The organism is Undibacterium sp. (assembly GCF_030683615.1).
Lineage (GTDB): Bacteria > Pseudomonadota > Gammaproteobacteria > Burkholderiales > Burkholderiaceae_D > Undibacterium > Undibacterium umbellatum.
The window spans coordinates 59549-79892 of the sequence record NZ_JAUXQE010000002.1; the positions used below are offsets into that span (position 1 = coordinate 59549).

General features: G+C 51.9%; 19 protein-coding genes. 8 read left to right on the top strand and 11 right to left on the bottom strand.

The window, feature by feature from the left end:
* Window positions 1-54: 54 nt before the first annotated feature.
* Both Q8K39_RS00550 and Q8K39_RS00555 read left to right on the top strand, forming a co-directional pair.
* Complete coding sequence (locus Q8K39_RS00550) at window positions 55-1251, top strand: M20 aminoacylase family protein (protein ID WP_305257861.1); 1197 nt, start codon at window positions 55-57, stop codon at window positions 1249-1251.
* 80 nt (window positions 1252-1331) lie between these two features.
* Window positions 1332-1910, top strand: coding sequence for an ATP-dependent Clp protease proteolytic subunit (locus tag Q8K39_RS00555; protein WP_305257862.1), 579 nt, complete (start codon window positions 1332-1334; stop codon window positions 1908-1910).
* A gap of 70 nt (window positions 1911-1980) precedes the next feature.
* Here the strand turns inward: Q8K39_RS00555 and Q8K39_RS00560 are convergent, their stop codons facing one another.
* The 8 genes from Q8K39_RS00560 to Q8K39_RS00595 form a co-directional block, all read right to left on the bottom strand.
* Window positions 1981-3699: a methyl-accepting chemotaxis protein gene (locus Q8K39_RS00560; protein ID WP_305257863.1), complete on the bottom strand. Its 1719-nt coding sequence runs from the start codon at window positions 3697-3699 to the stop codon at window positions 1981-1983.
* A 200-nt stretch (window positions 3700-3899) separates the two neighbouring features.
* Complete coding sequence (locus tag Q8K39_RS00565; RefSeq protein WP_230413703.1) at window positions 3900-4313, bottom strand: hypothetical protein; 414 nt, start codon at window positions 4311-4313, stop codon at window positions 3900-3902.
* A 12-nt stretch (window positions 4314-4325) separates the two neighbouring features.
* The gene (locus Q8K39_RS00570) at window positions 4326-5519 is read right to left on the bottom strand and encodes a hypothetical protein (RefSeq protein WP_305257864.1); all 1194 of its coding nucleotides are present in this window, start codon (window positions 5517-5519) and stop codon (window positions 4326-4328) included.
* Between the two features lie 423 nt (window positions 5520-5942).
* Window positions 5943-7364 carry a metallophosphoesterase gene (locus Q8K39_RS00575; RefSeq protein ID WP_305257865.1) on the bottom strand — a complete coding sequence of 474 codons (1422 nt, stop codon included), beginning with the start codon at window positions 7362-7364 and terminating at the stop codon, window positions 5943-5945.
* Window positions 7365-7380: 16 nt separating this feature from the next.
* Window positions 7381-8559, bottom strand: coding sequence for a serine hydrolase (locus Q8K39_RS00580; RefSeq protein WP_305257866.1), 1179 nt, complete (start codon window positions 8557-8559; stop codon window positions 7381-7383).
* A gap of 39 nt (window positions 8560-8598) precedes the next feature.
* Window positions 8599-8919, bottom strand: coding sequence for an AzlD domain-containing protein (locus Q8K39_RS00585; protein WP_305257867.1), 321 nt, complete (start codon window positions 8917-8919; stop codon window positions 8599-8601).
* On the bottom strand, window positions 8916-9653 hold the full coding sequence (locus Q8K39_RS00590) for an AzlC family ABC transporter permease (RefSeq protein ID WP_305257868.1): 738 nt from the start codon (window positions 9651-9653) through the stop codon (window positions 8916-8918). Before Q8K39_RS00590 ends, Q8K39_RS00585 begins: the two co-directional genes overlap by 4 nt.
* 591 nt (window positions 9654-10244) lie before the next feature.
* Window positions 10245-11072, bottom strand: coding sequence for an AraC family transcriptional regulator (locus Q8K39_RS00595; protein ID WP_305257869.1), 828 nt, complete (start codon window positions 11070-11072; stop codon window positions 10245-10247).
* Between the two features lie 155 nt (window positions 11073-11227).
* Here Q8K39_RS00595 and Q8K39_RS00600 point away from each other — a divergent pair, with 155 nt between their 5' ends.
* The 5 genes from Q8K39_RS00600 to Q8K39_RS00620 all read left to right on the top strand — a co-directional run bounded on the left by Q8K39_RS00600 (window position 11228) and on the right by Q8K39_RS00620 (window position 17068).
* Complete coding sequence (locus Q8K39_RS00600) at window positions 11228-11761, top strand: hypothetical protein (RefSeq protein WP_305257870.1); 534 nt, start codon at window positions 11228-11230, stop codon at window positions 11759-11761.
* 483 nt (window positions 11762-12244) lie between these two features.
* Window positions 12245-13861, top strand: coding sequence for an ABC transporter ATP-binding protein (locus Q8K39_RS00605; RefSeq protein ID WP_305257871.1), 1617 nt, complete (start codon window positions 12245-12247; stop codon window positions 13859-13861).
* Window positions 13854-14921 carry an ABC transporter permease gene (locus tag Q8K39_RS00610; RefSeq protein ID WP_305257872.1) on the top strand — a complete coding sequence of 356 codons (1068 nt, stop codon included), beginning with the start codon at window positions 13854-13856 and terminating at the stop codon, window positions 14919-14921. The genes Q8K39_RS00605 and Q8K39_RS00610 overlap by 8 nt, the downstream gene beginning before the upstream one ends.
* Before the next feature lie 6 nt (window positions 14922-14927).
* Window positions 14928-15848, top strand: a complete 921-nt coding sequence (locus Q8K39_RS00615; protein ID WP_305257873.1) for an ABC transporter permease — start codon at window positions 14928-14930, stop codon at window positions 15846-15848.
* Window positions 15849-15916: 68 nt separating this feature from the next.
* Window positions 15917-17068, top strand: a complete 1152-nt coding sequence (locus Q8K39_RS00620; RefSeq protein WP_305257874.1) for a BMP family ABC transporter substrate-binding protein — start codon at window positions 15917-15919, stop codon at window positions 17066-17068.
* Between the two features lie 166 nt (window positions 17069-17234).
* On the opposite strand, the gene Q8K39_RS00625 is transcribed toward Q8K39_RS00620, so the two are convergent.
* Window positions 17235-18161: a LysR family transcriptional regulator gene (locus Q8K39_RS00625; RefSeq protein ID WP_305257875.1), complete on the bottom strand. Its 927-nt coding sequence runs from the start codon at window positions 18159-18161 to the stop codon at window positions 17235-17237.
* Window positions 18158-18943: a class II glutamine amidotransferase gene (locus Q8K39_RS00630; protein WP_305257876.1), complete on the bottom strand. Its 786-nt coding sequence runs from the start codon at window positions 18941-18943 to the stop codon at window positions 18158-18160. The genes Q8K39_RS00625 and Q8K39_RS00630 overlap by 4 nt, the downstream gene beginning before the upstream one ends.
* 275 nt (window positions 18944-19218) lie before the next feature.
* On the opposite strand from Q8K39_RS00630, the gene Q8K39_RS00635 reads away from it, so the two are divergent.
* Window positions 19219-19554, top strand: coding sequence for a hypothetical protein (locus tag Q8K39_RS00635; RefSeq protein ID WP_186953805.1), 336 nt, complete (start codon window positions 19219-19221; stop codon window positions 19552-19554).
* Window positions 19555-19607: 53 nt separating this feature from the next.
* Here the strand turns inward: Q8K39_RS00635 and Q8K39_RS00640 are convergent, their stop codons facing one another.
* Window positions 19608-20324 carry a helix-turn-helix transcriptional regulator gene (locus Q8K39_RS00640; protein ID WP_186953804.1) on the bottom strand — a complete coding sequence of 239 codons (717 nt, stop codon included), beginning with the start codon at window positions 20322-20324 and terminating at the stop codon, window positions 19608-19610.
* Between the last annotated feature and the right edge of the window lie 20 nt (window positions 20325-20344).

Below are 20344 nucleotides of genomic sequence, written 5' to 3' on the forward strand. Positions count from 1 at the left end.
AATAATTGGCGTCTACCTGCCCATGGGCCAGAATACGCTACCCGGAGACAAATAATGAACCTGATCGATCCTATCGTCCAATTCCAGGCCGAAATCCAGCAAATCCGGCGAGATATCCATGCCCACCCGGAACTTTGCTTTGAAGAACACCGCACATCTGAAGTTGTCGCGCAAAAGCTGGAGGCCTGGGGCATACCCATTATCCGTGGCCTGGCTGGCACAGGCATCGTCGGTGTGCTCAAGAATGGCACAAGCGAACGCGCCATAGGCTTGCGTGCCGATATGGACGCCCTGCCCATGCAGGAAATCAATACCTTTGCCCATACCTCAAAACACGATGGGAAAATGCATGCCTGCGGTCATGATGGCCACACTGCCATGTTGCTGGGGGCGGCGCATTATCTGTCCAAATACAAGGAATTCGATGGCACGGTCTATCTGATCTTCCAGCCTGCCGAAGAAGGCGGTGGCGGTGCGCGCCGCATGATAGAAGAAGGCATGTTTGAGAAATACCCAATGGATGCAGTCTTTGGCATGCATAACTGGCCAGGCGCAGCAGTGGGCACTTTTGGTGTCACGCCAGGCCCCATGATGGCCTCGTCGAATGAATTTGAAGTCATTGTCAGGGGCAAAGGTGCCCATGCGGCGCAACCGCACAAGGGTATAGACCCCATCATCGTGGCGATACAGATGGCGCAGAGCTGGCAAACCATCGTCAGCCGCAATGCCAGCCCGCTGGAGTCAGCCGTCTTGTCGGTCACGCAAATCCATTCCGGCAGCGCGACGAATGTCATCCCGGATGAAGCGACGCTGATAGGCACGGTGCGCGCCTTCAGTACAGAAATGATAGATCTCATCGAAAAACGCATGCGCACCATCGCCGAGCATACGGCCGCCGCTTTTGATGCCCAGGTGGATTTCCGCTTCAAGCGCAATTACCCGCCCCTGATCAATCACGCCAAGGAAACTGCCTTTGCTGCCGAAGTCATGCGCAGCGTGGTAGGTGCAGACAATGTTGATGAACGGGTAGAGCCCACCATGGGAGCGGAAGATTTTTCTTTCATGCTGCAAGCCAAACCGGGTTGTTATGTCTTTTTGGGCAATGGCGATGGTGGACACAGGGACACGGGCCATGGCCTCGGGCCTTGCAACTTGCACAACCCCAGCTATGACTTCAATGATGATTTGCTCCCCATAGGCGCAACTTATTGGGTCAGGCTGGCAGAGGCCTACTTGAAAAAAAGCACCTGAGCTGCCATCTAGGCAGCCTGAATGACTTAAAATCACCTGAATTCACCTACTCAACCAGAATAAGCAAAGAAGACTTCTCCATGGCCGACGAAAAAGACAATAACGACGCACAACGTAGCCCTTTCCTCGAAGAAAAGGCATTTAAATCCCGTACCGTGCTGGTATTTGGTACGATTAACGATAAACTCGCTGCTGAAGTCAGCAAGCGTCTGATCGCCTTGTCGGCAGAGTCCAAAGAACCTATCACTATCCTGGTATCTTCACCTGGTGGCCATGTGGAATCTGGCGATGTCATTCATGACATCATCAGGTTCATCGATGCGCCAGTGAATATGGTTGGCACAGGCTGGGTAGGCAGTGCTGCCGTCAATGTCTTCTTGTCGGTCCCCAAAGAACGCCGTGTCTGCCTGCCAAATACCCGCTTTTTGATCCACCAGCCTAGCGGTGGTTTTGGTGGCCAGGCAACGGATATTGCTATCCAGGCCCGTGAAATCGTCAAGATACGCGAACGCATCGCTGCTCTGATCGCCAAAGAATCTGGCCAGACACTGGAAAAAGTGACGGCAGATATAGACCGTGATTTCTGGATGAGCGCTGTTGAAGCCAAGGAGTATGGACTGGTTTCTCGCATCATTGTTAACCAGAGCGAACTGTCCTGAGCTTGCGTTTCTACGCTGTATTTCGAGTTTAAAAAAATGCCCGTCAATAGACGGGCTTTTTTTATCAAGCTTAAAACTCTTCCCAGTCATCGGTCGCTGCGACTGGTTCTTTTCTTGTCGAGGCAGGCTTTGTAGCTTTGACAGCAGGCTTGGGCAAGTTACGCACCGCCGGTTTTGCGCCGGTATTTTTTGCTGCTACTGATCTGGCCACCGGCTCTGGTTTGCTACCGACTGTATTTGTCTGATCAAGTTTGAACACACTGACTACACGACTCAGGTTTTGTGCCTGGTCTTGCAAGGCGCCTGCTGCCGCAGCAGCCTCTTCCACCAGAGCGGCATTTTGCTGCGTCATCTGATCCATCTGGGTGACGGCAACATTGATTTGCTCTATACCCGCGCTCTGCTCCGTGCCAGCCGCCGTGATTTCACTGATGATGTCACTGACGCGTTTCACACTGTCAACCACTTCTTTCATGGTCTCACCAGCCTGATCAACAAGGCGGGTACCCTGTCCTACCTTGTCCACAGAGTCATTGATCAACTCCTTGATTTCCTTGGCAGCGCCGGCTGACCGCTGGGCCAGGTTGCGAACTTCTGACGCCACCACGGCAAAGCCGCGCCCCTGCTCACCGGCACGAGCTGCCTCTACCGCCGCATTCAAAGCCAGAATATTGGTCTGGAAGGCAATGCCATCAATAACAGCAATGATATCAACGATTTTTTTGGAAGATTCATTGATGGAACCCATGGTATCAACCACTTGCGACACCACATCGCCCCCTTTTTGCGCTACGGCAGAGGCAGAATGCGACAGTTGATTGGCCTGGCGTGCATTGTCACTATTGTGTTTGATGGTGGAAGTAATTTCTTCCATGGAAGAAGCGGTTTCTTCCAGCGAGCTGGCCTGGTTTTCGGTGCGGTTGGATAAGTCCATATTGCCTTCGGCAATTTCTTTTGTTGCAGCGGCGATTTCATCCGTACCCTGGCGCACTTCAGTCACCACTTGCAACAGGCTCTGGTTCATTTCCTTCAATGCCTGTAACAGCAAGCCGGTCTCGTCACTGGTACTCGATTGGATATTGCTGGTCAAGTCGCCAGATGCTACCGTTTGTGCAACCTTCAGTGCATCTTGCAAAGGGCGCGAAACGATGCGGGCGATGACATAAGCCAATAACATACCAAGCAAGATACTGGCGACCAAAACGGCAATAATCAAAGTGCGCGAAGCTAGATAAGCCTCCGTACCCTTCTTGTAGGCATCGACACCACCATCAACATTTGCTTTTACCATGTTATCGACCAGTCCACGGACTTTGGTATTGATTTTGGAAGAATCGCCACGCATCAAACTCATGGCATCCTTGCTATTACCTTCGCGTGCCAGTGCCATGATCTTCTCAGAAATCTGGAGATATTCCCCCATGGATTTACTGTACTCTTCGAACTGTTTTTTCTCTTCAGAAGTAGAAGCCAGGCGTGCGTATTCGGCCTCGTTTTCTTTCAACCCGGTAATCGCTTCCTTGGTGCGACCAATATATTTCTCTACCTCTTCGGCATTTTCTGCTGAGACCAGTTGAGCTTCCTGAGAACGGATGCGAGACACCCTTTCCTTGATCCCCATGGCAGCATTCACACTGGGCATCCAGTTGGTCCCCAGTTCATAGGCGTTTTGATTGACCTTGGCCAACATGGCGATGGAAAACACACCTAGAAAAACCGTGAGTAACAGCAGCAAACCAAATCCGACAAACAATTTGGCTGATATCCTCAGGTTATAAAACAATTTCATGATAAGTCCTTTATTGGAAAGAACAACAGAATTGCGAGGGAGGGGGAAATAAGAAACTTACTTAGACTATATATGTAGTTTTAGATGGATTTGTTGCAGATTGCAAATTTCTCATTGGAAATTTGTAGTTATCCAGCAAAAACCACAAAAAAAAAGAAAGCTGACTAGCAGCTTTCTCAAAAACAACGATGCATGAAAAATCAAGGCAAAACCGTGATTACCTTGACAGTTGCATCCACGGCGGAGCGTTCTATATAACCGATGCCCGTCGGATTGGCGGCGACTGCTTTCTTCACTTCAGCATAGTTATGCATTTCTTTCGGTGCAGTACCCTTGCCCGTGAAAACCAGTTTGGACCAGATAGTCTTGACTTCAGATAAATCCTTGTCAGCCACTTTTTTATAAAACTCGGCACGGATAGGGGAGTTGTCTGGCAAATCCACAGGGGTGAACATCGCCGACTTACCGAGGAAAAACTGGGATGCCTGGGCAGCAGTCATCGCCGTTGCCGGGTTGGCTGTATTGACGATGACAACCAGTTCTGCGGCACCGGCAAACGACGCACTGGTCATGAAGCTTGCGGCCAGCATTAAGTGTGTTAAATGTTTATTCATCGCACACCTCCATCAAAATACAAAATCAACTGCTGCCGCAAACACCGTGACCGGGCCCTTGAAACCAGGTTTGGCATTAATGAATACGCCTGGCCCATTTTCTGGCGACATCCTGTCGAGTTGAAGTTTTAAAGCGGCTGATTTATGGAAGTCCCAGCGCACACCTATGCTATTGCTGGTTTGTATAGGTGAAGCCGAGGCCAGGCCATTTGCACCCAGGGTGTAAGGCAGCAGGGGACCGGCAGTTGGCAAGCCAGCAACGGTGCGTGGGCTATCCTGTGTTGCCGAAGCATGGACGAAATATGGCAGGAAGCTGCCCATGCGATAGCCAAACATGGTGTACCAGGATGTCGTGTCGGCAATCGACAGGCTGGCAGATTTGCGCTTGCCATATTCAGCCTGCACGACCATGCTCTTCCAGTCCACACCCAGACCAACAGAGGTGAAAGATGCCTTGGTATCGTTGACTGCAATTGCGTTCGCACCAGAGACAAATCCAAACTTTGACAAACCGGAAACCAGAGTGTTCAGATTGGTTGAATTATCGACTGTGACATTCGCATCGACACGGCCGAAGCGGAAAGTGAAAGGACCATGCTCGGCGACAAGATTGATACTTGAGACCTTTTTGAATTTTGCCGTAAAGTTACTGCGGTTTTCTGAGTCGGTCACGCCGTAGGCAACTTGTGCCGTGATATTGGTGTCACCCAGACTGGTCTGATACAGCAAGTCTGCACCATCCAGGCTTTCCAGCGTCACCTGAGCATACATTTCTACCGGGGGACGCAACATGGTGTTGGCGTAACCGACATTGCGGTAATCAGAAATCATATAGACCGGCAAACCTATGCGGCCCACCCGTATATTCAGGCTCTCGGATACCTTGGCCTTAGCAAAGGCCCAGGCCAGTTCTGCACCAAAATTGTCCGTCACATTTTTACGCACCAGACCCTGGCCTGTGAAAGACAACCAGTCATTCATTTTTGCAGTGACTTGCAAACCCAGGTTGGAATCTACCCCGGTTTTTGCGCCACTGGTGACCCCTGCCAATTGATTGGGACGGGCAAATTCTGCATCGGAAGTATTACTGCGCGTCAGTGCAGCTGTACCAAATCCGCTAATGGTTATATTGGAAGTATCCTGGGCCCAGGCGGCCGATACTGCGGAAGTCATTGCCAATAAAGTGATAAAAGGCTTCAAATTCATGCTATCTCCTTGAAAGTTTCTTCATTGTAGGTTTTATTCATCTGACAGACTTGAACTATTTCCTGATGGAAATTTTCAAAACCATTTCACAACAACAACTTAACGACTGGCAATAGAGCACTGACTTACCTGATGTCTCGTAGGAGATGCCTGGTGGAAATAGAAATTTCAACCATTCTTTTCAAGTTAGATGATGACAAGACTTACAAAAAGTTATTTCACCATTTCTTGCACATTCCGTGGCGAAATGCCGACAGTTTCAATAAAACAAAAACAAGAAAACTGCACCTCAAATGAGCAATCTTGCCACATTGGTGCGTGCTGCGCTGGTGCAAAATTTATGTCAGCAAATATAAAAAAGCCTGAGTAAAAATACTCAGGCTTTTTAAATTTTTCTGCTTTTCTGACGAAATAGAAGCAGGCTTATTTATTCTTGCATTCCGTTTTTTTGCCTTGCGTACGACATTCCGTTATCAATTTACCGCGCTTGTTCCAGGCCTGGATTTTCCAGCTGTGCTGCTCACGTTCCATCGTCATGAAGCCAACTTCATTGGAATTGCTAAAGAAATCGAGTCTGGCTTCTGTATATGGCGTGGAATTCGCCGCGAGAGGTATCGGCAAAGGAGTATCCAGAGAAGAACCACCATTACCCGCTACAAATTGCACAGGATGATCTGTGCTAAAAGTCAAAGCCTGGAATAAATGCACATGACCTGCCAGTGTCGCTTGCACCCTGGATGGAAACAGGCGTGTGGTATTCAAAGTCTGCATGATGTCTTGCATGGCAAGATTGCCAGGGAAGATATTCAGCGGCCCATCTTTTTTACGCTCTGCGGCAAACGCCAGGATGGGGTGATGGTCAATGAAGATGTTGAAGTCTGCACTTTCTGCCAATGCATTGACGGTCTTGAACTGTTCCATATAGAGCTGGTAGGCAGCATCGGTTTTTGCCAGTGGTTTAATAGGCACTTTAGCAGAGTCAAAGATGATGAGTTGCGCCTGCTCGCTGCCCGCGCGCCCTAGGGGTACGGCATAAGGATCGCTATAGTCGCCACGCATGTCATTTCCTTCATCCACACAGTCGCGCCCTCTCTTCAAAGGGCGCGGGTCCATCAGACGCCACCAGCCTTGGCCTGCACGAACACAAGTTTCATGATTGCCGCGCACAACGACCCACGGCGCAACCTTCAGCAAAGCGTGCGCTGGTGTGAAGAAATCTGCCTGCCAGGTATCCCAGCCATAACCCCATGGGCTACCTGCACATTCCTTATTACCTTCAGGGCAAGCATTTTCGCGGTAGTGATAATCTCCGACATGCACGACCAGGTCAGGCTTGAAGCGCGCTGCGGTTTCCACCATTTCACGGAAAGCCCATTTCTCACTGTCATTGCAGGACTGGAAGTAATTGTCTGCCACTTTCAAACGGCAGCCAGTGTCACCAATGACAATGATTTTTTGTGCCACTGGTTTGGGGATGGGCAAATCACGGCCAGCAATACTGGCTGTTTTGGTGCTCGCCAATAATGCTGCTTCACAAGTCAACACAGGAAAAGTGGAAGGCTTGCTGTCTTCCGGTTTGCTTGCAGTTTTGCGCAAAGGCAGGGTATCCGCTGCTGCCCTGATGTTCATACTGGCAGCTTTGCCATCCTGCACCAGGGCCGGGCAAGTCGTATCTGTCGTAATGGCTCTGGCAATGGCTTGCCCGTTTTCACCAATGACGACCCAGGCAGTCTGCATTTTACTGACTTGTCCGGTTCGTATAGGGACGCTGCTGCAGGCAGCCAGCAAGCTGCCGATTGCCAAGGCACCTATCAGGCGCAGCTTCGCTGTCGAGTAAAAATTCATGCTCTTCTCCTTTTGTTTATTTCACCCCTGCTGCCTCGTATGCCAGTCGCTTAAAGTCAAAAGAAAACGGATGCCAGAAGCTCATGAGTCTTTGCGTCATCAATATCCCGGCGATATTGTGGCGTGGTGATATCCACCAATGCGTGCCTGCGATACCACCCCACTCAAATTCACCAACAGACGCTGGTGGATCTATCGATGACGGTTTTAGTGTTACCGCACCACCCAGGCCAAAACCCTTGCCAGGTACATCACCAACGCCAGGAAATGCAATGCCAGTACCTGGGGGCAAGTGGTTTTGCATCATGCGTTTGATCGTTTCTGGCTTGAGCAAGGTATCACCATCTGGCATGAAGCTGCGCATCAGTGCCAGCATGTCCTGCATGCTCGATACCAGGCCACCACCGCCAGACAGGCGGGCAACTGACGTGGTGAATGCGCCAGGGTAAGGAGACTTGTCGAGCTTGCGCAAGCCACGCTGCAAGATATTTTGCGGGTCTGTACCAGCATAGTAAGACGCCAGCCTGTCAAGCTTATGCGCAGGCACGACAAAGCTGGTGTCATGCATGGCCAGGGGATTGAGGATGCGCAACTGCAAAAAACGGTCAAAACTCATGCCACTGACAACTTCTACCAGCCGCGCCAGCACATCGGTGGCAATCGAATATTCCCAGGCTTCGCCGGGATGAAAACTCAGCGGCAATTCTGCCAGCACATCCATCATGTCGTTCAGACTGGTAAAGGCATTCATGACCCGTTTTTCATTGTAGGCCTTGTACATGACCGTGCCATGATCGAGCAAGCCATAACTCAAACCGGCAGTATGAGTAAGCAAATGCTTGACGGTGATCTTGCTGCGCGCTGGCTCGGTATCACTGATATTGGTCGCACCAGGTTTGAGCACCTGCATATGCGCCAGTTGCGGCAGGAATTCTTCTGCAGGCTGATCAAGTTCCAGCTTGCCATCTTCCATCAACAGCAAAACTGCCACCGAAGTGATCAGTTTGGTATTGGAAAACACGCGGAACAAATGACCATCGCGCATCGGCGTCTGGCTCTCGCGGTCGGCCCAGCCAGTGCAATGCTGGTGCACCAGTTCGCGCCCGACCAGCACGGCGGTCGAGACACCGGACAGGATCTGCCTGTCCACATATTTTTGCATGGCTGCGTTAACTGCGCTGAAATCGTAAGTCATTTGCTAAATGTTGAAAGCGACAAAGCACATATCTTACCTTTAGCCCAGCATATACTGCCAGCTAAAGAACACCGTCAGCCCGACGATGATGGTTGCCAGTTGATGCCTGCTCACCGCACACAGCAAGGCTGCTACAATCGCCGCTACCAATTGCGGATTGCGCCAGGTCAGTTCCAACTCCTTGCCATGAGGCGACAAGATCATGGGCACGATGATGGCTGTCAGGACAGTCACCGGCACAAACTCCAGTGCCTTTTTGAGGTTACCGGAAAATGCTACGCGGTCACCGAGGATGAAGATCAAGGCCTTGACCAGAAAGGTGATGACTGCCATGCCAAGGATGGTCAAAGTAATATTCATGCCTGCTCCGCGGTGATTTGTTCTTGCTTATTATCTTGCCTGGTGAAGCGCGACACCAGCATGCCCGTCGCCACCCCAAAAGCAATCGCCACCAGCAAGCCCAGTTTGTAAGGCAAATGTTGCAACGCATAAGCTGTGCTTCCAGCAACGATGGCGGCCAGCAAATGCGGACGTTTGAACAATTGCGGCACAACTATCGCAATAAAAGTTGCCACCATGGCAAAGTCCAGACCCAGGGTCTGTAATTGCGGGAATATCGCCCCAAACATCAGGCCTATCAGCGTCCAAGTTTGCCAGTTGACGTACATGGACAAGCCAGAGCCCAGGAAATACCAATGCCCCAAGGCATCCTGAGGATGCTGTCGGTAATAGCGATCAACCACGGCAAAAGTTTCATCCGTCAGCAAAAAACCCAGTCCCCAGCGCCAGCGCCTCGGTAAATGACGCACATGTGGCATGAGAGCAGCCGCATACAGCATATGTCGCAAATTAACGATAAAAGTCGCCAGCCATATCACCAGCATGCCAGTATGACTGGCGATAAGACCCGTGGCGATGAACTGGCTAGAGCCTGCAAACACCGCCAGCGACATCAATTGCCCTTGCCAGGCTTGCATTTGTGCTGTGGCGACCAGGGTCCCAAAGATCATGCCGAAAGGGGCTGCACCAATGAGCATGGGGACGGTGTCGCGGACACCAGCGGTGAAGTGCTTCATTCTTGTGGTTGCGGGCATGGGGGTGATTCCATATTGCGGATGGCGATTGAATGGGATCTTGCCTGTAAATTGGGGAAGGGGCTTGTACGTTCTTGCGGTTTGGGGGCGTTATTTGAAATAAAAAATTTACTTACGTGCCTCATCTGGCTGAAAGTAAATTAAATGACTCTAATGTTAGTTACGTCATTCCAGCGTGGGGTTAGCTGGAATCCAGCGGCGTTCGTAGTATGCTGCGCAATGCATTAAATTCAAAATCGTAGACTTACGAGCTAAATTTCTAAATGCCCGTACACGTCATTGACGATTGCAGGCCGGGGGTAGCCCGGCAGCTACTCCCTTTTCTTGCTTTCGCCAAGAAAAGGAAGCAAAAGAAGGCGACCCAGGCGTCGTCGCCCCCTAAAGGGGGTTCCCGTTTATGCAGTACAAAAAATGGGAAGGCCCGAAACTCGCTACGCTCAGACAGCGGTCCTTCTTTTTCCATTTTCTGTACCGCACAAACGGCGTCGACACATGGGAACAGCAAAAGTCAAAAACAACAACAACCCCAACGTCAACACGACTACTAATCATATTCTTAATGCACGACTGATCGAACCATCGCAAGTAATTTCAAACCCGCCACTTCCCCGGCGCAACCCCAAACGCCCTTTTAAAATGCCGCGTGAAATGACTCTGGTCCGCAAACCCTATCATGGTCGCAATCTCAGTCACCGACAGATTCTGCCGCAGCAAACTCTGCGCGCGGTTCAATCTCAGTTGATTACGCCAGGCATGCGGTGGCATGCCAGTAGTGCGGGAAAACAAACGGGCGGAGTAGAAGCTGGACAGGCCAACCTCTTGTGCCAACTCAGTCAGGCTGATAGATGTGCTTAGGTCTTCGCTGAGCCGGGATTTCATCATTTCTACCCTGACGGCATCGGGCAAAATAGTTTGCATAACCGGGCGAGTGCGGGCGTAGCGGGACAGCATAAGGGCAAAGCCTGCGGTCAGGGCGTTTTCTGCTGCCAGGGGATCACTACCTGCTTCCAGCAAACGATGGGCATATGCCAGTTGGGTGGAGACTTCGGCATCTTCAATGACTCCATCCGGCAACCAGGGAACACCAACAGCGCTTCCCGCCATGTCGCTGGCGAGTTGCTGCATCCAGTCTACGGACGGGTAAAACGCGCGGTAGGCCCAGCCATGTTCGGTTGCCCTTTCGCCGGTATGCACTTCGCCGGGATTGATGGCTGCGATGCAGCCAACCGAGGCCAGGCAGCGGGTGCCGCGATAGCGGTAGGTTTGTGCGCCAGACTGTATGACGGGGATGGAAAAGCTTTCATGCCAGTGCGGAGCAAATTCCTGGGCAAAGTATTCAGCGGTCAGCAACTCAGCATCCGGCAGCAGCGGGCTGCGCCAGAAACGGGCATCGTCACGGAAAGTGGCTGGTTTGTCCATGCGCTAGAAAATACGGCAAATCCTTTGATTATTAAGGATTATTCTATACCCAAGCGAGAACATTGACGCGCGTCAGCACCATTTCTGCTTATATGTGATACATTTTGCATCCCATTTTTATGTAACATTTGCTAATTCGTATTTAGACCCGCCCTATGAAAAAACTATCCCTCCTATTCATTGCCTGCCTTACTGCCTGTGGCGGAGGTTCCTCTACTCCTAACACCACGACAACCCCAACTGTCTCCGAACTTGAAGGAACATGGGTCTACTCCACGGGGAGCCATACCACTGGAACTGCCTGCGGTTTAGACATCCATGGCGCGTATGAGACACGTACCACTTTTACTTTCTCAGGCAACGCTATCACCGGCAAGAAGGAAGTTTGCGCCATCCTTACCGGTAACACTGGAGGCTTCATCCAAAATGATAGCCTGACGGGAATTTTCAAAACGGGCGACATTTATTTGACTTCTGGCACTGAATCCTACAAAACACTGGATATCACTTCGAACGGTACTACTCAATACACCGGCTATGCTTTGTTGGGAAACAAGTTTAAATTGCCTTTACCCAACCCTGCGACTGGCGCAGATGGCAGCACGCCTGCCAAGCGGATAAATACAGCCGCGTCTGTATATACACCGGGAGCAGGATTGGTAGACCAACCAGTTTTTGTCAAGCAATAAAGCAAGAGTAACCGTCTGACTGAATCGAATACTTGATAGAGGTTAAATGCAGAGTGCAGCTACTGTTAAGCTTTCACGCCCTATTTTCTACACCATCCAGTTAGCTGCATAGAAGAGGAACATCACCATGGATGTTTCTCTTCTTTTCCTCCTCCCTATAAAGCCTGCTACTCAAGCTAAGTTTGCTTCACTTGCCTTGAGGGCTAGGCGCCAAATAGCGCATCCACAAAATTTTGTGCGCAGGCAATGCTGTTGATGCTGGAAAACAACGTATAGCCATCAGATGAAAAATTTAAACGATTTCTTCCAATTTGATTTCAGGCAAACAAATTCCACCTTGTACCAAATGACAGATAGATTTTGAAAATGTGCGCGACAGCCACTTATAATGTCAGGCAAATGTCCAACATGTCCTGAACGTGATGTGAACAGACGGACTTACTCCCTACTCTAGAATTTCAAACACCAGATGGAAAGGTCAAAGTGACTTCTGCTGCTTCACCCATATTGCCCAGGCTGGAACTGACCGACATCTGTAAACGCTATCCGGCCGTTATTGCCAATGATGGTGTCAGGTTACAGGTTGCGCCGGGCGAAATTCATGCAGTGCTGGGTGAGAACGGCGCAGGCAAATCGACGCTGATGAAGATCATCTTTGGTGCTGTCAAGCCAGATTCAGGCACGGTGCGCTGGAATGGCCAGGAAATCAAAGTAGCGACGCCGCAAGATGCGCGCAAGCTGGGCATTGCCATGGTGTTTCAGCATTTTTCACTCTTCGATACGTTGACAGTGGCTGAGAACATCGCCCTTGGCCTGGACCAGAATGTGAATATGCTGGAGCTGGCCGAGCAGATCGCCCAGACTGGTGAAAACTATGGCCTGGAACTGGAACCGCACCGCCATGTACACACCTTGTCAGTCGGAGAAAGACAGCGTGTGGAAATCGTGCGCGCCCTGCTGACCAAGCCGCAATTGCTGATCCTTGATGAACCAACCTCGGTACTGACACCGCAGGCGGTACAAAAACTCTTTGTCACCCTCCGCAAGATTGCCGCTGAGGGTTGCAGCATCCTGTATATCAGCCACAAGCTCGATGAAATCCGTGAACTATGTCATAGCGCCACGGTCATGCGTGCAGGCAAGGTAACCGGGCACTGCGACCCGGCACAGGAGACCGCCGCCAGCCTATCGCGCATGATGATAGGTGCAGACTTGCCACCATCGGCCCATACCGAGCCCGTGACCCTGGGTGAATCACGGCTGCTGATCCGCCAGCTAAGTCTGCCGAAGGCGCATGCCTTTGCCACGGCCCTCGAAGACATACAACTGGAATTATTTGGCGGCGAAATTGTAGGCATTGCAGGTGTGTCTGGTAATGGCCAGCAAGAATTACTGGCTGCACTTTCTGGTGAAGACAGGCGCGCTGCGCCGCAAATGATAGAACTGAAAGGCAAACCAGTTGGCAACCGTGGCCCTGAGAGCAGGCGCAAGCTGGGCCAGAGCCTGGTGCCGGAAGAAAGACTCGGCCGTGGGGCAGTACCAGAGATGAGCCTGACCAGTAATATGCTGTTGTCGCACCAGCATGCGCCCTTCGTCAATAAGCGCATGATCAATTTTCGCCATACGATACAGGCGGCGGCGGATATCATCGCCCGCTTCCGCGTCAAGGCAGGTGGGCCTGCGGCACTGGCACGCAGCCTGTCGGGTGGCAATCTGCAAAAATTTATTGTGGGCCGTGAAATCACGCGACAGCCAGAGGTGTTTATCGTTGCCCAGCCTACCTGGGGCGTGGACGTGGGTGCGGCAGCGCAAATCCATGACGAGATACGCAAGCTCAAGCAAGCTGGTTGCGCTGTGCTGGTGATCTCGGAAGAGCTCGATGAATTGTTTGAATTATGTGACCGCATGCATGTGATCGCCAAGGGCCGCTTGTCGCCATCGATAGCAACAGCCAGCGCGACCAGGGAAAAGATAGGATTGTGGATGAGTGGTTTGTGGGAAGAATGGACAACGGCAGAAACGGTGTCCCTCGGTAAAACCGGTAGCAGCGGCAGCCGCAAGAAAATAAATGTGAAGAATGAGCGGGGCGAGCATGTTTAAGCTGGAATTACGTGCCGCCAGCTCGCGCAGCATGGCTTATCTTTCCCCTGTACTGGCTTTGTTGCTGACGATCTTTTTCGGTGCCCTGCTGTTCATGGCACTGGGTAAAAATCCTTTGACTGGCTTGCAGGTATTTTTGATAGAACCGATACGCAGCAAGGCATCCATCGCTGAACTGCTATTGAAGACGACGCCACTGGTCTTGTGCGCACTAGGACTGTCGGTCTGTTACCGTGCCAATGTCTGGAACATTGGTGCTGAGGGGCAGTTGATCGCCGGTGGCCTGGCCGCTGGCAGCACCATATTGTTTTTTGATACCGGCACGCCGGGCTTGTCGGGCGGCACGGTGTTGCTGCTGGCAACTTGCGCTGGTGTGGTAGGCGGTAGTTTGTGGGCGTCCATCACCGCCTTGTTGCGTGACCGCTTCAATGCCAATGAGATTCTGGTGTCACTGATGCTGACCTATATCGCGCAATTGCTGCTGATGTATGCCGTCAATGGCCCGCTGAAAGACCCACATGGCATGAACTTTCCACAGTCCAAAGTATTTTCCAGCGATTATCTGCTGCCGCACCTGTTCTCGGGAAGCCGCTTGCATATAGGCTTTATTGTGATGCTGGTTGCCTGTGGCTTGATGGCGGTATTTGTCTACCGCAGCTTTGCTGGTTATAGATTGACCGTGGGTGGTCTGGCACCGCTGGCAGCACGTTATGCAGGCTTCTCCAGCCGCCGTGCCTTGTGGACATCATTGCTGATTTCTGGCGGTTTCGCTGGCATGGCTGGCGCATTTGAAGTGTCCGGGCCTATAGGCCAGGTCTTGCCTTCTATCTCGCCCGGCTATGGTTTTGCCGCCATCATCGTCGCCTTCATCGGTCGTTTGAACCCGATAGGCACCATCTTTGGTGGCCTGGTGCTGTCGCTGTTTTACCTTGGTGGCGAGATGGCGCAATCGCGCCTGGGCCTGCCTTCTGCCATCACTGGCCTGTTCCAGGGCATGCTGCTGTTTTTGCTGCTTGCATGCGATACCCTGATTAATTACCGCCTGCGTTGGCAGAAATAAGCGACCATGGAAAATTTTGCTGCACTTATCGCCGCCTCCATCAATTCCGGTACACCGCTATTGATCGCCGCTTTGGGTCTGTTGATCAATGAGCGTGCAGGCGTGCTCAATCTTGGTGCCGAAGGCATGATGCTGGTGGCGGCCATCACTGGATTTGCCATCGCCCACCAGACTCATATGCCATGGCTGGGTTTTGTTGCTGGCGCTATTGCTGGCATGCTGATGGCGACTTTGTTTGCCTGGCTGGCACTGGTGCTGGTGACCAATCAAGTGGCAACTGGTCTGGCGCTGTCCATCTTTGGTGCTGGCCTGTCGGCCTTCATAGGGCAGTCTTTTGTCGGACAGTCCCTGCCTGCGGGACCACATGGCATTCCATTTTTATCAGATATCCCCTTCCTCGGCAAAGCCTTGTTTGACCAGCATCTTGCGGTGTATTTTGGCCTCTTGCTGTGTGGCGGCATTATCTGGTTCTTGTACCGCAGCCGCGCTGGCCTGGTCTTGCGGGCAGTAGGTGAATCGCCAGAATCTGCCCATGCGCTGGGTTACCCTGTGCGCAAGATACGTTATCTGGCCCTGTTGTTCAGCGGTGCCTGCTGCGGTATCGCTGGCGCCTATCTGTCTGTCGTGTATACACCGATGTGGGTAGAAGGCCTGGTTGCAGGGCGCGGCTGGATTGCACTGGCACTGACCACCTTCGCCACCTGGCGTCCGGCACGGGTCTTGCTGGGTGCTTTACTGTTTGGCAGCGTGACGATATTGCAGTTCCATTTCCAGGCGATAGGCATTGCCATACCCTCGGAAATTTTATCCATGCTGCCCTATCTGGCGACGATTATCGTGCTGGTACTGATCTCGCGTAACCCTGACTGGATACGCCTGAACATGCCTGCTTCCCTGGGCAAGCCTTTCCGCCCGGGGTCAGCTTGAATCTGTATGAATGTAATTTGCTGTGCGTTTTTTGAATAAAACTGAAAATCAAACCAAGGAAGCTATCCATGAAAATCTCTCGCAGAAAAACCCTGGCAGCCGCGCTGTCCCTGGCTATCGTCGGTCTTGCTGGCTGTGGCCAGAAGGAAGCAAGCAAATCCGCCAGCGCAGCAGCGTCTGCACCAGCCAGCACCGCTGCCGCACCTGCTGCGGCAGAACCTCTGAAAGTCGCTTTTGTATATGTAGGCCCGGTCGGTGATGCAGGCTGGACTTATGCCCATGATGTTGGCCGCAAGGCAGTAGAAGCCAAATTTGGCGACAAGGTCAAAACCAGCTTCGTTGAAAACGTACCAGAAAGCGCTGCTGATGCAGAACGCGTGATCCGCGACCTGGCTAACCAGGGCAATAAAGTGATTTTTGGCACCACCTTCGGTTACATGGAAGCCATGCTGAAAGTCGCCAAGGATTTTCCTGATGTGAAGTTTGAACATGCTACCGGTTATAAAACTGCTGAGAATCTCGCGCAATATGATGTGCGCACTTATGAAGGCGCTTACCTCGCCGGTATAGCCGCTGGCAAGATGAGCAAGTCTGGCAAGCTGGGTGTGGTTGCCTCTCTTCCTATTCCTGAAGTGCTGCGCAATATCAACTCCTTCACGCTGGGCGCTCGCTCTGTGAACCCCAAGGCCACCACCAAGGTAGTCTGGGTCAACAAATGGTTTGACCCTGGCAAGGAACGCGAAGCCGCCACTACCCTGATAGGCCAGGGCGTGGATGTGCTCATGCAAAACACTGATTCTGCCGCTGTCGTGCAAACAGCAGAAGAAAAAGGCGTGTATGCTTTTGGCTGGGACAGCGACATGAGCAAGTTCGGCGCCAAGGCCCACCTCGCCGCATCCGTCATAGACTGGGGCGTGTACTACACCAAGCGCGTGGATGAAGTGCTCAACAAAACATGGAAATCAGAGACCACCTGGTGGGGCCTGAAGGAAAACATGATAGACCTCAAAGCCTTCAACGCCAGCCTGTCAGATGAGGTCAAAAAACTCATCGCCGACAAACGCCAGGGCGTCATCGATGGCACAGGCCCGATCTGGAAAGGCCCGATCAAGGATAATACCGGCAAGGAAGTGCTGGGCAAGGATGCAGTGGCGGATGACAAGTTCCTGCATGACATCAAGTTTTATGTCGAGGGTGTGGAAGGCAAAGTGCCGGGTTGATGTAGGAGCATCGTTCCCTTTCAAGACGAAGAGATGGACTGTAGGTTGGGCTAAGTCTTATCAGCCCAACATTTGGCGTTTAAATAAGATATACGATTGCTGAGCCCCAATGTTGGGCTGATAAGGCGAAGCCTAACGAGGCCCGGCTCAAGCTACATCTATATTTTTACACCATCACCTTAGCCGAAGCTTCGGCCACTATCCGTCTCAACCACTGCACCTCCGCCGCCGCATGCGCGCGTTCATGCCAGAGCATGAAGAACTTCATCTTGGGTACGGTGACCGGCATGGGCAGGACTTCTATGGGCCAGTCTTTGGCGCATTGCACGGCAAAGCTGCGGCTGGTGGTGAAGATGAGGTCGGTGCGTGAGAGTACATAGGGCACCATGCCGAAATAAGGGATGGTCATCTGTATCTTGCGCTTCAAGCCCTGCTCTGCCAGCGCAGTGTCGATGATGCTGCGGTGACCCATCATGTAGGGTGTGGGGGCCAGGTGGGCCATTTCCAGATAATATTTGATCGACAAACCTTTGCTGACGACTGGGTGTTTGCGGTTGACCATGCACACCACTTCATCTTCAAACAATTGCGCCAGATGCAGGTGGGGTGGCAAGTCTGGCCAGTTGCCGATAACGCAGTCAAGCTCGCCACTTTCCAGGCCAGCGGCATAATCAAAACCGGCATTCAGGGCATGTACGGTCAGGCCAGCATTGGGGGCTTGTTCACGCAGTTTTTCTATGATCAGGGGGATCAGCAAGGCACTCAGGTAATCCGGTGCACCGAGGTGAAAGATGCGCTGGGTTGAGGCGGGCATGAAAGCTGGAGCCGGGCTGGCGATGCTTTCCAGTACATTCAGGCCCTGGCGTGCCAGCAACAAGAGTTCTTCACCGCGCTCGGTCGCAGTCATGCCATTTTTGCCGCGTACCAAAATGGCGTCGCCTGTGATTTCGCGGAGGCGTTTCAGCATATTGCTGATGGCGGGTTGTGACTGCCCCAGTTTCATGGCGGTGCGGGTCACACTGCGCTCAGTCAGCAGGGTATGCAGGACACGCAAGAGATTGGTATCGAGTTGATCCATCAAACGCTGGTTCATGCTGCTACCTCTGGCAGGGGCAATACATCACCATCGACAAACACCAGCATCTGGCCAGATGCACACTGGGTCCAGCTTTCATTGGTGGTCAGTGGTTCGGTGACGATGATGGCGACCTTGTCGGCAGGTGTGGTCAATTGAGAAAAATCCACGGCCATATCTTCATCCGTCAATGCGGCTGTGCTGAAAGGATGCTGACGCACGATGTAGTATAGCTTGGTGGAACAATGGGTGAACAGGGCTTCGCCATTCGACAGCATCATATTGAAAGTGCCATAACTGGCAATCTCTGCGGTGATCTCGCGCATGAACTGAGCCAGTTGCTGCACCGATGGCAATTGCTCGCCAAAATGGCGGCGCATGCGCTGCAGCAAATAGCAGAATGCCCGTTCGCTGTCAGTATTACCAACCGGCTGGAAACTGCCGTCAAGCACAGGCGCGAATTCCTTCAAATCGCCATTGTGGGCAAACACCCAGTAACGTCCCCAGCATTCGCGCACAAAAGGATGACAGTTTTCCAGGCTGACCTGGCCCTGGGTTGCCTTGCGTATGTGGGCGATAACGTTCTTGGATTTGATGGGATAACGCTTGATGAGCTCAGCCACTGGCGATTCCACCGCCGACTGGTGATCGACAAACAGGCGTACGCCGCTTCCTTCAAAGAAAGCGATGCCCCAGCCGTCCTTGTGCTCGTCCGTCAAACCGCCGCGTGTTGCAAACCCGGTAAAACTGAAAACGATATCAGTCGGGGTATTGCAGTTCATTCCTAGTAATTGACACATGATGCATATAGTGAAAACAGTTTGCACATACCTTACCATAGGCAAACCTGCTTATTATTCCCATCTATATAAGATTTTGAAGTTTGCTTATGTTATTTACGGCCAGCTTTGATGGCAAAACAACGGCCAGCAGCATAAGCAGGGAATGTCCGTCTGAAAAAATGTCACTTTAAAGATGCCATCGGTAAATGTTTTACATTTTGACCGTAGACTAAGCGTGTATTGAGGCAGATAATCTGAACGTGGCCTGAAATCAGGCTGATAAAGGAATAATCATGCAAAATTTCAGCACCGATGCCTTATTGCTGGCAGTACCTGAATTAAAGGATGTTGCGCCCAAACACTACCCGGACCTGGTGTTACTGGCAGCGCAGAAAACATTCAAGACACGCAAGCCATTCTGGCGTGAATTCATGACGGCTTTGACAATATTCGCAGCAATTTATCTGTCCAACCGCATAGCTGCACCAGACTCGATATGGATTAGCTGCGTGCTGACTGTCGGGCTGGCTCTTGTTTCCATGTTTACAATAGACTTGGTGTACTTCCGCAAGTTAAAGCCAGCAATCATTGATAGGCTTGCCAAGATCAAATCTGGTACAAAAGAGTAAACCCAGAGTAAGCGCAGCCCAGATCTTAAGCATCAAGTCTAGGACCTGAGGTTTCAGGTCTTTAAGGCAAACACTTTTTGAAATTCACGTTTGCCCTTGCTGGTCAGAGCCAGCGCCCGGCTATCTAGGTCACGCTCCAGCCAGGCGTGGTTTAGCAGCAAATTCAATAAAGCGGCACCCAATGCGCCACCCAGATGCGGTGTGCGCTCACTCCAGTCCAGGCATGAGCAGGCGAAACGCCGTCTGGCCTTGCGGGTAGTGGCGATATCCAGACCCAATTCTTCCAAGCCTTTGCTGCCTGTGCTTGTCAATTCATAGGCGGTTTCTTCACCGTCCACAGGTCTGATCCAGGCATGCTGCATCAGGTAATCATGTACACCCACTGCCACCTCACCCGCCATGTGGTCATAGCAGGTACGCGCCTTGCGCAGGCGGTCTGGCGTGTTGGGCACAAAGCGTGATTTGGGCAAACCTGCGATCAGAAGCAGGGATTCCAGTGCAATCGCGACTTCATTGCTTGCTAACTGGTAGTAGCGGTGCTTGCCTTGTGCCACCACGTTCACCAGATGCTGCTCAAGCAATTTGCTCAAATGCACACTGGCCGTGGAAGGACTGACCTCAGCCACGACAGCCAGCTCAGTACTGGTGCGGGCGCGCCCGTCCATCAGGCTGCACAGCATACGGGAGCGCGCAGGCTCGGCAATGGCACCAGCCAACTTGGCTAATTGGGTATCGGCGTATTCTATATTGGTGGGATTGTCTGCATTCATAGTTTGATGGTAAGCGAATT